The organism is Polaromonas sp. P2_G11 (assembly GCF_056403595.1).
The window spans coordinates 284,637-298,062 of sequence record NZ_JBFUFE010000001.1 but is presented as its reverse complement, the minus strand read 5'-3'; the positions used below and the strand labels follow the sequence as shown (position 1 = coordinate 298,062).

Sequence of the window (13,426 nt, the reverse complement as noted above, 5' to 3'; positions counted from 1 at the left end):
TCATCCTGACACTCATCTAGTATCTAGCGAGCACGGATTTCCCCTTTCAGGCCGGGGCCGCGGGACTGGCTTTGCCAGACCGCAGGCGCAGCGGCCCCTCGGGGGGGGGGTAGCCACACGAAGTGGGAGCTTGGGGGCTACTTCAGTACCTGATGACAAGTGCAGTTGCCCCAGGCATAAAGGCGCAGGTGATGCGCCCAGTCGCGCAGCGTGGCCCAGGCGCCGCCGGTCGCCACTTCATAAGGCGTCAGGCCAAACATGCCCAGGCTGATGGAGGGCTCCACTGACACCACTGAATGCCAGGTTCGCTTGGGGATGAACAGGGCATCGCCGGCTTCAACGCGGGCGTGGTAGCCATGGGCTTTTTCGAAGGAGGCGAGTTCGCGGACTTGCTCGGGCAGGCGCGAGACGTTGATGTCACTCAGCGTGGCACCCCAGTCGTATTTGGCGGCCGGGCACATGTGCTGGCGCTGGTCGGGTGAGAAAAGGATGAACTCCTTGACGCCCTGGAGTTGCACAAACCAGTTGTGCGGGAAATCGTTGTGCAGGCCGGTCACGGTATTGGCCGGGCCCATGAACACGTATTCCCAGGTCATGCGGCCGGGCCACAGGCTCTTGATGAGCAGGTCGCGCCGCAGCTCGGGGTATTTTTCGAGGATGTCCCACTGCGCCAGGTACAAGGTCGTCGGCTTGAACGACTGCATGTGGGCCCAGTTCAGGTGAAAGCGCTCGCCGGGTTTGTAGCTGTCCCGCACCGGCTTGGGCAGCAGACCTGCCATGGGGTCCGGCGTGCGTTGCGCCGCCTTGCCGAGTTCCCGCAGGTAGGGCGCAACCGGAAGGAAGGGGCGGCCCTTGGTCACGCCCTGTTCGACCAGGCCATCGGTAAACTTGACCGGCACCTCGGCGCCCTTGCCGGCACAGACGTCGGCGAGGAATTCAAACGACCATTTTTTCCAGGCCGGCCAGTGATGGATGCCGCCCTTGACCAGCACGGGTTTGTCAAACGGTTGCTGGCGTCCCGCGCGCTTGAGTTCTTCCCAGGTGGTTTCCTCGATCAGCTCGAAGCTGGGGCCTTTGGGGATGTGTACCGGCGCATCGGTCACGCGTTCAGCCTCTATCGGCAAGGGCAGGGGATTGTGTGCGGGCATCAACATGGAAATTCTGGCCCCGGGCCGGGCCTTTGTTGGAGTGTTGTGAAGCGTACCGCGATTTACCTGGCCAGCAGTGCGTTGATTTTTTGCAGGTCTTCCGGTGTCAGCGTGCCATTGGCCTGGCGCAGTTTCAGGTCGCCCAACAGCACGTCGTAGCGCGCCTTGGCCAGGTCGCGTTTGGTCTGGAACAGCTGGCTCTGCGAGTTGAGGACATCGATGTTGATGCGGACGCCGACCTGGTAACCCAGCTTGTTGGCATCCAGTGCGCTCTGGCTTGACAGCTCGGCGGCTTCCAGCGCCTTGACCTGGCCCTGGCCCGACAGCACGCCGAAATAGGCCGTGCGCGTGGCCTGGGCCACGGTGCGGCGCGCACCTTCAAGGTCGCTTTGCGCCTTGTCTTTCAGCGAGAGGGTTTCGCGCACGCGGTTTTGCGTCGCAAAACCGGCGAACAGCGGCACGTTCAGCACCACACCGATGGTGGTTGTGTTGGTGCGAAAGGCAAACGGCGGGATGGTGGTGGCCGTGCCCGACGGGTTGCGCGTCACGTTGTAGCTGGCCGTCGCGTCCAGCGTCGGCTTGTGGCCGGCTTCGGCTTTTTTGACTTCCAGGTCGGCGATCTCCAGCCCGCTTTGCGCCAGACGGATATTCGGGTGCACTGCTTCTGATTGCTGCACCCAGATGTTCACATCGGCAGGTACCACGGCCGGCAAATTGACGGGCGCCAGCAGGGGTTTGGGTTGCGTTTCGGTTTTCCCGACCAGCGTGTCCAGCGCGATTTTTTTGACGCGCAAATCGTTTTCGGCGGCGATTTCCTGGGCGATGACCAGGTCGTAGCGCGCCTGCGCTTCGCGGGTGTCGGTGATGGTGGATGTACCCACTTCAAAGTTGCGCTTGGCCGACGCCAGCTGCTCGGCCACTGCGGCTTTTTGCGCCCGGACAAACGTCAGCGTGTCCTGTGCGGCCAGCACGTCAAAGTACGCCTGGCTGGTGCGCACGATCAGGTCCTGGTTGGCGGTTTCGAGTTGCGCCTGGGACTGCTCGACCTGCCTGGAGGCCTGCTGGTAGGTGGCCCAGTTGGCCGGTCGGTACAGCGGCTGCGAAAGGTTGAGCGTGGCGTTTTGTGTGTTGAAGCTGCGGTCTATCACCGGTGCGGTGTTTTCAAAGCCGGTGCGCGACACACCCGCCGAAATGCCTGCCGTCGGCAAGATGCCGGCCTTGGCCTGGTCGGCCCTGGCGAGGTTGGCGTCGTACTGCAGCTTGGCCGACTGGTAGGCAGCGTCGAAGGCGCGGGCCGACTCATACAGTTCCACCAGGCTCTGGGCCTGCGCGGCCGGCGCCGCCATCATCAGCGCTGCGGTGACGGCAATCGACAGGGGCAACATCGACAGGCGTAGCGCCGGCGGTTTCTTGGGCGTGGTCATAAAGGTCCTGAGGAATGGGTGGATGGAGTGAGTACGGTGCGCAGCGGCGGCAAAGGTCAGTACACAGGGACCGACGGGTCCACCTGCTGCGACCACGCGTCAATGCCGCCCTGCAGGTTGACGACCTCGGTGAAGCCGCTTTGTGTCAGATAGTTGGCCACCTGCAGGCTGCGCATGCCGTGGTGGCAGAGGCAGGCGATCGGCTGGCCGGTGCCGGCTCCGATTTCCTGCAGCTCAGCCAGGCGCGTGGGTATTTCCCGCATCGGGATGTGCACCAGCCTGAAGCCGTCCTCCTTGACCGAGGCCGTCTGCAGTTCCCAGGGCTCGCGCACGTCCAGCACCACAGGCAGGGCGGGCGCGCCTTCCCCGGCGTTGTTGCGCCACTCGGCGAAGTTGACGGGGCTCAGTTGGGGAATCATGGTCGGCTGTCCTGCGTTGGAATGCGTGCTTGGCGTTGGTGAAGTTGTGTACGGCGGCCAGGCTCAGAAGCTGAATTTCGAGGGCTCAGGGAAATTCAGCAGGCGCGGCGCCACGGTGTCCCAGGCCTGGGTGGTACGCCAGGCGTCTTCGGCTACGCGTGTGACCAGGGTCGCGCGCATCACCGGCTCAAAACCCACGATGGCGCTCAGGCGGCCACCCACCTTGAGCAGGGACAGCAGCGAAGCCGGCACTTCGGCGACCGAGCCACTGAGCACGATCACGTCAAACGGTCCACGAAGCGGGTCGTTGCTGGAAACGGCCTGGGCGATTTTTGCGGCGCCGTCGCCGGTGCGCACTTCGGCGTTGTAAAGGCCTGCCCTTTGCAGGTTGTCGCGTGCGGTCTGTGCGAGCTTGGGGTCGATCTCCAGCGTGATCACTTGCTGCGCACGGTGCGCCAGCAGTGCGGCCATGTAGCCGGAGCCAGCGCCGATTTCCAGCACCTTTTCATGCTTTTGCACGGCCAGTTCCTGCAGGATGCGGGCCTCCACCTTGGGCGCCAGCATGCACTGGCCGGGCCCGGTGCCCAGCGGGATTTCCATGTCGACAAAGGCCAGTGCCTTCTGGGCGGCCGGCACAAAGTCTTCGCGCTTGACCACGGCCAGCAGGGAAAGGACCTGGTTGTCCAGCACTTCCCAGGGGCGGATTTGCTGCTCAATCATGTTGAATCGGGCTTGTTCGTAGTTCATGGCGGACCTGTAGGTTGGCGAAATGGGGGAGGGTGAGCTGTACACGAGATAAACCTTTGATTTTAGCGGTCGCCCATGACGGTGGCCGGCGTTGCGGCAGGCATGTCTGCGGGGTCTTGCGGCGGTGTTCTGGGGCCGAATTTGCGCTTGAACCACTGGCCCAGGTCGTCCAGGTAGCAATACGTCACCGGCACCACCACCAAGGTCAGCAGCGAAGAGGTAATGACACCGCCGATCACGGCCTGGCCCATGGGCGCGCGCTGTTCCGAGCCCTCGGTCAGGGCAAAAGCCAGCGGCACCATGCCGAAAATCATCGCCAGCGTGGTCATCAGGATGGGGCGCAGCCGCACCTTGGCGGCATGCAGCAGCGCATCGCTGCGGTTCATGCCCGGAACGCGGTGGCCATCCACGTCCACCTGGTCGGCACGCATGCGAATGGCAAAGTCCACCAGCAAGATGGCGTTCTTGGTGACCAGCCCCATCAGCATCACCACGCCGATGATGGAAAACATAGAGAGCGTGGAGCGAAACAGCAGCAGGGCCAGCACCACACCGATCAGCGTCAGCGGCAACGAGGTCATCAGCGCCATCGGCTGCAAAAAGCTCTTGAACTGGCTGGCCAGGATCATGTAGATGAACAAAATGGCCATCACCAGTGCCGACACGGCGTAGCCAAAGGATTCAGCCATGTTCTTGGTGGAGCCGCTGAACTGGTAGCGGTAACCGGGCGGAAAGCTGAAGTTCTCCAGCGCTGCCTTGATGTCGTTCGACACCTCGCCGGCCGAGCGGTTGTAGACGTTGGCGTTGATGGCGACTTCGCGCGCCATGTCGCGCCGGTTGATCTGGTTGGGCCCGGTGGATTCCTTCACGGTGGCTACCTGGTTGAGCCGGACTATATGCGCGGCGCCGTCGGCGCTGCTGCCAGGGGTGCTCATGAAGGGCAGACGCTCCAGGTCCTGCGGCGCATTGCGCGCATCGGGTGCCAGACGCACGTTCACGTCGTAGGTCTGGTCGTCGGGCGCGCGCCAGTTGCCCACCGTCTGCCCGGCCACCAATGTGCGCAATGAGGCAGCGATCTGCGACACCGACAGGCCCAGGTCGGAGGCTGCGTCGCGCCGCACATCAATTTCAATCACCGGCTTGTCGGCCTTGACGCTGGAGTCCAGGTCTACCAGGCCGGGGATGCCGCGGATCTTGTCGTTGATGGCGCGCGTGAGGCGCTCCAGCTCTTTCAAATCCGTTCCCTGCAGGGAAAACTCCACCTGCTTGTTGCCGCCCACCGCGTCGAGCAGCCCGACGTGCGTCACGGTGATGCCGGGCACCTGCTTGAGGCGCTCGCGCAGCACGCCCGACATTTGGTCGACGCTGCGGGTGCGTGCCTTGCGGTCCACCAGGCGCACATAAATGCTGGCGTACATCTTGCCTTGGGCATTGCCTGTATTCAGGGTGGCCAGCGTGTATTTCACCTCGGGGAATTCGCGGATGATGGCTTCCACCTGCTGCGCCTTGGCTTCGGTGGTTTCCAGCGAGGAGCCTACCGGCGTGTAGAAGTTGAGTGAGGTTTCCGAGAAGTCGGCCTTGGGCACAAACTCGGTGCCCAGCAGCGGCACCATGAAAATGCTGGTGACAAAAATCATCACGGCCAGGGCCAGGGTGGCCAGCTTGTGGCCCAGCGACCAGCGCAGGATGCCCTGGTAGCTGTTGCTCAGCGAGTCGGTGGCGTGGTCAAACCAGCCGGTGACGCGGCCTATGGTCTTGTCGTAGAAAGTGACGGGCGCATGGCGTTTTCCGTGCGCTTCTATCGAAGGGTCGTGCCAGATGCTGGAGAGCATCGGGTCCAGCGTGAAGCTCACGAACATCGAGATCAGCACCGCCGCCACGATGGTCACGCCGAACTCGTGGAAGAACTTGCCGATGATGCCGCCCATGAAGCCGATCGGCAGGAACACCGCCACGATGGAAAACGTGGTGGCCAGCACGGCCAGGCCGATCTCCTGCGTGCCGTCCAGCGAGGCCTGGTAGGGTCCCTTGCCCATCTGCACATGGCGCACGATGTTCTCGCGCACCACGATGGCGTCGTCAATCAACAGGCCCACGCACAGCGACAGCGCCATCAGCGTGATCATGTTGATGGTGAAGCCGAACAGGTTCATGAACAGGAAGGTGCCGATGATGGAGATCGGCAGCGTGAGCCCGGTGATCACCGTGGAGCGCCACGAATTCAGGAACAGGAAAACAATCAGCACCGTCAGCAGTGCGCCTTCAATCAGCGTGCGGCGCACGTTTTCAACGGCCACACGAATCGGCCGCGAGCCATCGGTGATGAGCTCCAGTCGCGCACCGGTCGGCAATTGCGGCTGGATGTCCTTGATGGCCTGGTTCAAGCCATCGACCACGGCAATAGTGTTTTCGTCCTGCGCTTTTTGCACCGACAGCAGCAGTGTGCGCTGGCCGTTGTACAGCGCCAGGCTGTCGATTTCCTGTGCGCCGTCGGCAACGCGTGCCACCTGGTCCACCGTGACCGGCGCAGCGCCCTTGCGCGCCACAATGATTTTTCCGAAATCTTCGGGGCGCTTCATGCGCGCATCGATCTTGACGACGCGCTCCTGCTGCAGCGAGCGGATGGCACCCACCGGCAAATCCTGGTTCTCGTTGCGCACGGCATTGACCACCTGGTCGGCCGTGATGCCCAGCGACTCCATGGCCTGCGGATTCAGGTAGACATTGATTTCGCGCTTGGTGCCGCCCACGAGCGTGACGGAGCCCGCACCGCGTACGTTCTCCAGGCGCTTTTTCAAGACCTGGTCGGCCCAGTTGGTGAGCTCCACGGCCGACATGGCATTGCCGCTTTGGGCATTGGGCAACACTGCAACGGACCAGATCGCCCGGCTTGCCGGGTCGAAGCGCAGCACGCGCGGCTCTTTCACTTCATCTCGGAGGGTGGGCCGGATGGCGGCGATCTTTTCGCGCACGTCCTCGGCAGCGCGGCGCCCGTCGACGTAGAGCTGGAACTCCATGATGACGACCGACTGGCCTTCGTAGCTGCGCGAGGTCAGCGCGTTGATGCCGGCGATCGAGTTGACGCCTTCTTCAATTTTTTTGGTGACTTCGCTTTCAACGATTTCGGGCGAAGCGCCCGGGTATTCGGCGGTAATGACGACCACCGGAAAGTCGATGTTCGGGAACTGGTCGACCTGCATGCGCTGGTAGGAGAACAGTCCCAGCACCACGATGGCCAGCATGACCATGGTGGCGAACACGGGATTCCTGAGGCTGACCTGCGTGAACCACATGCGCGTGAGTCCTCAGGGCGCCGGCTTGGCGGGTGCACTGGCCGCTTGCGCCGCAGCCGGAAGCTGTGTGAAGCGCACTTTGGTGCCCTCACGCAATGGGCCGATCTCGCCGCGTATCACCACCGCGCCGTCGGCCAGGCCCTTGACGGCTACCACGCTGTCTTTGCCGGCGGTGCCGCGCGCACCCAGCTCGACGCTCTTGTGTACCACCAGGTCGTTTTCAACCGCCTGCACATAAGGTGTGGGTTTGTCGGTGCGCACGGCGCTGACCGGCACCGACAGCAGCGAAGCGCTGGCCGTGCCCAGCGTGCCCTGCGCAAACAGCCCCTGGCGCAAGGGCGGCGCGCCGGCGTCGCCTGCTGCGCCCGGGTTGTCGATGCTGAGGTAAGCCATCACACTGCGGCTGCCGGCCTGCGCTGTGGGATTGATGCGCACCACTTTGGCCGTGACGGGCTGGCGGCTGCCTTCGATCTGCAGCTGCGCGGTCTGGCCCACGCGCACGTCCATGGAGTCGGTGGCGCTCAAGGTGGCTTCCAGCTCGAGCCGGCTCAGGTCCACCACCTCGACGATTTTGGTGTCGATGCCCACGCGTTCACCGGGTTGCGCCAGGCGCTGCGACACCTGGCCGGAGATGGGGGCTTTCAGGATCGTGTCGTCCACCGATTTGGCCGCGACCTCGGTGGCGGCCAGGGCTGCCTTGTAGGTGGACTGCGCGGCATTGAGATTGGCCAGGGAGGTGTCGAGCGCGGTCTTCGAGATGAAGCCCTGGTCAACCAGCGCTTTGTTGTTGTCGTACTGGCGCTGCACCACGTCGACCTGTGCCTTGGCCGACTCGGCCTGCTCGCGGGCCTGGCGCACGCGTGACTGGTATTCGGTGGCGTCGATGCGCGCAATCACCTGGCCGGCCTTGACCACGTCGCCTTCGCGAACCGTGAGACCCTGCAGCTCGCCGGCCACGCGCGCCTTGATGACGGCGGAGTTGACGGCCTTGAGCGAGCCCGACACCGGCAGTCCCTGAACCACGTCGCGTGTCTGGGCCTTGACCACATCGGTGGCGGCCAGCTCGACCTGCCCCATGTCCTTGACAGCGGTGCTTGCGGCAAGCGCCTGTTGCTGGGCCTTGCGTGCGGACAGTGCACGCAGTACGCCGCCCGCGATGAGCAGCACGATAAGCCCGGCGACCGCCCACTTGACCCATCGTTTCATGTTGCGGCTTTCCTGTTGGCCTGTGCGGCGACGCCGGCTGGCGCGGAGATGCCGTTCAGGATGGTTTCCACCTGGAAGGCGATGTATTTTTGGGCATCCAGGTCCGCGTCGCTGCTGATGCAGATGCCGGCGGTGTGCCTGGACAGGATCAGGAAAATCATGGGAGCGACCACCAGGTAGACCGCATAGTCCAGGTCCATGGGGCGGAACTCGCCGCGGTCCATGCCGCGCTGCAGGATGCTGCGGATCAGCCCGTGGCCCGGCATGATGACTTCCTGCTGGTAGAAGGCCGCGATGTCGGGGAAGTTCTTGGCCTCGCTCATCATCAGCTTGGTCAGGCCCGACGCGCGCGTCAGGCCCACGCGCTCCCACCAGCTGTTCATGCAGTAAGCCAGCAATTCAGGGGTGGTGCCTTCAAAGGTGTCCAGCTCGGTGCGCCATTCCGTGAAGCGGCCCGAAATGTTTTCGCGCACCACGGCCTTGAACAGTTCTTCCTTGCTCTGGAAGTAAAGGAACAGTGTGCCTTTCGAGACCCCGGCGCGCGCCGCCACTTCTTCGGCGCGGGTGGCGGCAAAGCCTTTTTCCACGAACAGGTCTAGCGCCGCGTCCAGCAGTTCGCCGGGGCGTGCTTCCTTGCGGCGCTCGCGTTTGGCGGCGACCGCGGAGGTTTTGTCGCAAAATAATTTGGAAAGTGACATAGTTACTGACTGACTGGTTAGTAATATATCTGCTTACTTTCCGACCGTCAACCAAAACCGCCTAGGCTACACCGAGGCGGGGGAGCCGGTAGTGCCCTGAAAGGTAAACCCGCGGTAAAGCAGCCGGGTCTGCCGCGGGCCCAGGCGAAAGGGCCCCGCGAGAGGCCGGCTGTCTAAACGGGTGTGAACCGGCCAACCATCAGCGCCAGCCACTCACGCAGTACCTGCTGTGAAACCACCAGGCCAGAGGCGGAAGGCACCCATTCCATCAGGTCGTGCTGCGCCGGCTGCACCTGGCCCATGGGGGCGGGCGTCACCGTCAGGCCGGCACGCTCAAAAGCCCGGACAGCGCGCGGCATGTGCCAGGCGTCGGTGACCAGCGCGATGCGCTGCACACCGCTTTGCTGCAGCACAGGCGCCAGCAGGCGGGCATTGCCCCATGTATCGCGCGACTGGGCTTCGTTCCAGCGCAGTGTCATGCCATAGTCCTGCTGCACCGTGCGTGCGGCCACCACGGCTTCGGAATCGGTCTGTGCGCTGCTGGCCGCCCAGCCCATGCCGCCGGTAAAGGCCAGCGGCAAGCCCGACTGCCGGGCCAGCCAAACACCGTAGCGCAACCGCGCCGCCGTGTGCGCGCCCGGCTGGCTGCTGCCGTATTCAGCTGCTTCAGGCAGCACGCCGCCGCCCAGCACCACGATGGCCTGCACCTTTTGGGCCTTGAGGCTGGCCACCGGCATGGCGGCAAACTGCGGCAGCACGGTGCGCGCCAGCCATACGGCCGTGCCGTGGCAGCTGAGCAGCGCCAGCAGCAGTACTGAACAGGTTGCCAGCGCCAGCCCGGCCTTTTTATTTCGCCAGGCCAGCACGAGGCCCAGCAGGGCCAGCAACAGCAGCAAGGCCGGCGGGAGCGCCAGGCTGGTTAGCAAAGGCTTGAGCGCGCCGAATTCCATGCGTTGTATTGATTGCTATGAAAAATATAGCTGCTCGCGCTCGTCCTGATTGGTCCGGAGCCCTGAAAGGCCATCAATAAAAGGCTTGCAGGCCGGTCTGGGCGCGGCCCAGGATCAGTGCATGCACGTCATGCGTGCCTTCGTAGGTGTTCACCGTTTCGAGGTTGATCATGTGGCGGATCACATGGTATTCGTCATGGATGCCGTTGCCGCCGTGCATGTCGCGCGCCAGGCGGGCGATGTCCAGCGCCTTGCCGCAGCTGTTGCGTTTGATCAGCGAAATCATTTCCGGCACGGACTTGTCTTCGTCCATCAGCCGGCCCACGCGCAGGCAGCCTTGCAGGCCCAGCGTGATCTCGGTTTGCATGTCGGCCAGCTTCTTCTGGATGAGCTGGTTTTGTGCCAGCGGGCGGCCGAACTGCTGGCGGTCCATGGTGTACTGGCGGGCGCGGAACCAGCAGTCTTCAGCCGCACCGAGCGCACCCCAGGCGATGCCGTAGCGCGCCTTGTTCAGGCAGCCGAAGGGGCCCTTGAGGCCGCTCACGTTGGGCAGCAGGTTGGCTTCAGGCACAAACACGTCGTCCATCACGATCTCGCCGGTGATCGACGCGCGCAAGCTCATCTTGCCTTCGATCTTGGGGGCGCTGAGGCCCTTCATGCCCTTCTCAAGCACGAAGCCGCGAATGCTTTCCTGGCCGCCGACCTTGCCGTCGGGGTCTTCCAGCTTGGCCCAGACGATGAACACGTCGGCGATCGGGCTGTTGGTGATCCACATCTTGGCGCCCTTGACGATGAAGCCGCCGTCCACCGGCTTGGCGCGCGTCAGCATGCTGGCGGGGTCGGAGCCATGGTTGGGCTCGGTCAGGCCGAAGCAGCCCACCCATTCGCCGGTGGCCAGCTTGGGCAGGTATTTTTGCTTTTGCGCTTCGCTGCCGTAGGCGTTGATGGGGTGCATGACCAGCGAGCTTTGCACGCTGATGGCGCTGCGGTAGCCGCTGTCGACGCGTTCCACCTCACGCGCGACCAGGCCGTAACTCACGTAATTGAGGCCGGCGCAGCCATAGCCTTCGATGGTGGAGCCCAGGAAACCCATGGCGCCGGCTTCATTCATGATCTCGCGGTCGAATTTTTCGTGGCGTGCGGCCATCAGCACGCGGGGCTGCAGTTTTTCCTGGCAGAAAGCGTGGGCGGCGTCGGCTATGGCGCGCTCGTCTTCGCTCAGCTGCTCCATAAAGAAAAACGGGTCTTGCCAGTTGAATTGGTTTTTCATGGGTTGTCTCCGAAAAAGGTGGCTTGGTTTGCAGTGTAGGGCGCGTGGCTGGGATGCCCGCGGGCAGCTCGATTGTTTGACAAGCATGAATAGTTGTCTAATATCAAATATCGATCCAACGATATAAAAAACATATTCATGGATGGCTTATGGAATTTCGTCACCTCCGCTATTTCCTTGTCCTGGCCGAAGAGCTGCATTTCGGCCGGGCGGCCCGGCGCCTGTCGATTTCCCAGCCGCCGCTGTCGCTGAACATCCAGCAGCTTGAAGCCTCGGTCGGCGCCAAGCTGCTCACGCGCAACAGCAAATCGGTGCAACTCACCGCCGCCGGGCAGGCCTTTGTGCCGGCGGCGCGCGCCTTGCTGGATCAGGCCGCGCAGGCGGCTGGCCATGCACGTGACGTGGGGCAGGGCATGGCCGGCAGTCTGGCCATCGGCTTTTCAGGAACCATGCTGTACAGCGGCCTACCCAGGATCCTGGAGCGCTTCCAGGCCGAACACCCGTTGCTGCGCCTCACGCTGAAGGAACTCAACTCCAGCGAACAGCTGATCGAGCTGGCGCATGACCGGCTGGACCTCGGCTTTGTGCACACCACACGCGTGCCGCCCGAGTTGTCGCAGGTGCTGGTGTCCAGCCAGGCCTTTGTCGGTTGCCTGCCCGCGGGGCACGCGCTGGCGCGAAAGCGTTCGATATCGCTGCAGCAGTTACAGGGCGAACCCTTTGCCGTGGTGTCGCGCACCGTCTCGCCCGACTACCACGAACGCATCCTGATGATCTGTACTGAAGCCGGTTTTTACCCGGAGATCCGCTACGAACTGCGGCATTGGCTCAGTGTGGTGTCGCTGGTGTCGCAGGGCATGGGTGTGGCGCTGGTGCCGGCTGCGCTCAGGCAGTCGGCCATGGCGGGGGCGGCCTTTGTGCCGCTGGATGCCGCCACCACACCTTATGAAACGCACTGCCTCTGGAAAACCGCACGCGACCACCAGGCGCTGGCCGCTTTTGTGAAGGCGGTGCGCGCAATCGCCCCGGCGGCGAAGGCATGAAGATTCCGTCCCGCCCAGGTGCCCTGGCGAATGACCTTGGTAAAAATATGTCCACCGCTGGGGGCGTAAAGCTGTCACCATGGGGCAGTTCATAGTCTTCAGGAGAACGGCATCAACCCGTATATCTGGTGTTTGGTGGGTGCCCTTCTCGGCGGGGCCGCCTGCCTGCTCGCGGGCACCCGCGAAAAAATCCTCATCCTCGAAAGCCTCGGCGTCGGCATGTTCGGCGCTTTCATCGGCGGCGACTTCGTGGCCGCCCTGCTCAGCAAGGGCGCCACCAACGACAAGGTCTTCAGCATGGGCTCGCTCGGCCTGGCCGTGGCCGGCGGCCTTCTGGCGCTGGCCCTGCTGCGGTTGATGCGCCGTGCAGTCGGTCCCCAGCACGTCACCAAAGGCCCGCGCCGGCGCGACTGAACCGGACGCTTTCCAGTTCGCTTCAGGGGCAATGTGTGGGCCTCTCCGCGGGTCCGCGGGCCCCGGCGTAAGATTGCCGCTCCCCGTACGACCAACGGATTTCAGCGGAGATTTCCATGCCTTCTTCCCCCCAAACCATCACGCTCGGCGGCGGCTGCTTCTGGTGCACCGAGGCGGTGTATGTCAAGGTGCGCGGTGTTACCGACGTGGAGTCGGGTTACAGCAACGGCCAGGCCGCACGGCCCAGCTACGAAGAGGTCTGCACGGGCCGCACCGGCAGCAACGAGGTCGTCAAACTTACCTACGACCCGGCCGACATCACGCTGCGCGAGATCCTCGAAATTTTCTTCGTCATCCACGACCCGACGAGCCTGAACCGCCAGGGCAACGACGCCGGCACGCAATACCGCAGCGGCATCTATTACTCAACGCCTGAGCAGAAAGCGGAGATCGACGACTTCATCCGTCAGGTCAGCCAGGACAAAACCTTTGGCAAACCCATCGTCACCGAAGTGCTGCCGCTCGAAAACTACTGGCCCGCCGAGTCCTACCACCAGGACTATTTTGAGAACAACCCCAACCAGGGTTACTGCGCGTTCGTGGTCGGCCCCAAGGTCGACAAATTCCGCAAGACCTTTGCGTCGCGTGTGAAGGACTGAATGGGTTGGAGCGTGAGTGCTATTAGTTTGCTATCAAATAGATAGCTGATTGCGCTTGTCAGTATTGGTCTGATGCCGTTTTTAATGCTGAAAAACCATGTTTTCCGGCCGTTGGGGCTGTTTGAAATCATTTTTTCGGGTTTTCAAACGGGTTT

Annotated in this window: 12 protein-coding genes; 3 read left to right on the top strand and 9 right to left on the bottom strand. The window is 63.2% G+C overall.

Annotated elements, in window-relative coordinates; genetic code table 11:
• Positions 1 to 137: 137 nt before the first annotated feature.
• From AC1DWQ_RS01500 to AC1DWQ_RS01460, 9 genes are all read right to left on the bottom strand, one after another.
• Entirely contained in the window at positions 138 to 1,148 is a 1,011-nt protein-coding gene (locus AC1DWQ_RS01500) for a cupin-like domain-containing protein (protein ID WP_477668058.1), read from the bottom strand.
• 62 nt (positions 1,149 to 1,210) lie between these two features.
• A complete protein-coding gene (locus AC1DWQ_RS01495) occupies positions 1,211 to 2,572 on the bottom strand; it encodes a TolC family outer membrane protein (protein WP_477668057.1) in 1,362 nt (453 codons plus the stop codon).
• Positions 2,573 to 2,628: 56 nt separating this feature from the next.
• Positions 2,629 to 2,991, bottom strand: a complete 363-nt coding sequence (locus tag AC1DWQ_RS01490; RefSeq protein WP_477668056.1) for a rhodanese-like domain-containing protein — start codon at positions 2,989 to 2,991, stop codon at positions 2,629 to 2,631.
• A 63-nt stretch (positions 2,992 to 3,054) separates the two neighbouring features.
• Positions 3,055 to 3,738 carry a protein-L-isoaspartate O-methyltransferase family protein gene (locus AC1DWQ_RS01485; RefSeq protein ID WP_477668055.1) on the bottom strand — a complete coding sequence of 228 codons (684 nt, stop codon included), beginning with the start codon at positions 3,736 to 3,738 and terminating at the stop codon, positions 3,055 to 3,057.
• A 62-nt stretch (positions 3,739 to 3,800) separates the two neighbouring features.
• Entirely contained in the window at positions 3,801 to 7,031 is a 3,231-nt protein-coding gene (locus tag AC1DWQ_RS01480) for an efflux RND transporter permease subunit (RefSeq protein WP_477668054.1), read from the bottom strand.
• Positions 7,032 to 7,043: 12 nt separating this feature from the next.
• A complete protein-coding gene (locus AC1DWQ_RS01475) occupies positions 7,044 to 8,237 on the bottom strand; it encodes an efflux RND transporter periplasmic adaptor subunit (RefSeq protein WP_477668053.1) in 1,194 nt (397 codons plus the stop codon).
• Positions 8,234 to 8,935 (bottom strand): TetR/AcrR family transcriptional regulator, encoded by a 702-nt coding sequence (locus AC1DWQ_RS01470; RefSeq protein ID WP_477668052.1) that lies wholly within the window; start codon positions 8,933 to 8,935, stop codon positions 8,234 to 8,236. The genes AC1DWQ_RS01475 and AC1DWQ_RS01470 overlap by 4 nt, the downstream gene beginning before the upstream one ends.
• Before the next feature lie 173 nt (positions 8,936 to 9,108).
• The gene (locus tag AC1DWQ_RS01465; protein WP_477668051.1) at positions 9,109 to 9,885 is read right to left on the bottom strand and encodes a YdcF family protein; all 777 of its coding nucleotides are present in this window, start codon (positions 9,883 to 9,885) and stop codon (positions 9,109 to 9,111) included.
• A 73-nt stretch (positions 9,886 to 9,958) separates the two neighbouring features.
• The gene (locus AC1DWQ_RS01460; RefSeq protein WP_477668050.1) at positions 9,959 to 11,155 is read right to left on the bottom strand and encodes an acyl-CoA dehydrogenase; all 1,197 of its coding nucleotides are present in this window, start codon (positions 11,153 to 11,155) and stop codon (positions 9,959 to 9,961) included.
• Positions 11,156 to 11,304: 149 nt separating this feature from the next.
• Between AC1DWQ_RS01460 and AC1DWQ_RS01455 the strand changes: the two genes are divergently transcribed.
• The 3 genes from AC1DWQ_RS01455 to msrA all read left to right on the top strand — a co-directional run bounded on the left by AC1DWQ_RS01455 (position 11,305) and on the right by msrA (position 13,271).
• A complete protein-coding gene (locus AC1DWQ_RS01455) occupies positions 11,305 to 12,198 on the top strand; it encodes a LysR family transcriptional regulator (RefSeq protein ID WP_477668049.1) in 894 nt (297 codons plus the stop codon).
• Between the two features lie 135 nt (positions 12,199 to 12,333).
• Positions 12,334 to 12,612: a hypothetical protein gene (locus AC1DWQ_RS01450; RefSeq protein WP_477668048.1), complete on the top strand. Its 279-nt coding sequence runs from the start codon at positions 12,334 to 12,336 to the stop codon at positions 12,610 to 12,612.
• Positions 12,613 to 12,728: 116 nt separating this feature from the next.
• Complete coding sequence (gene msrA / locus AC1DWQ_RS01445; RefSeq protein ID WP_457279947.1) at positions 12,729 to 13,271, top strand: peptide-methionine (S)-S-oxide reductase MsrA; 543 nt, start codon at positions 12,729 to 12,731, stop codon at positions 13,269 to 13,271.
• Positions 13,272 to 13,426: the final 155 nt, after the last annotated feature.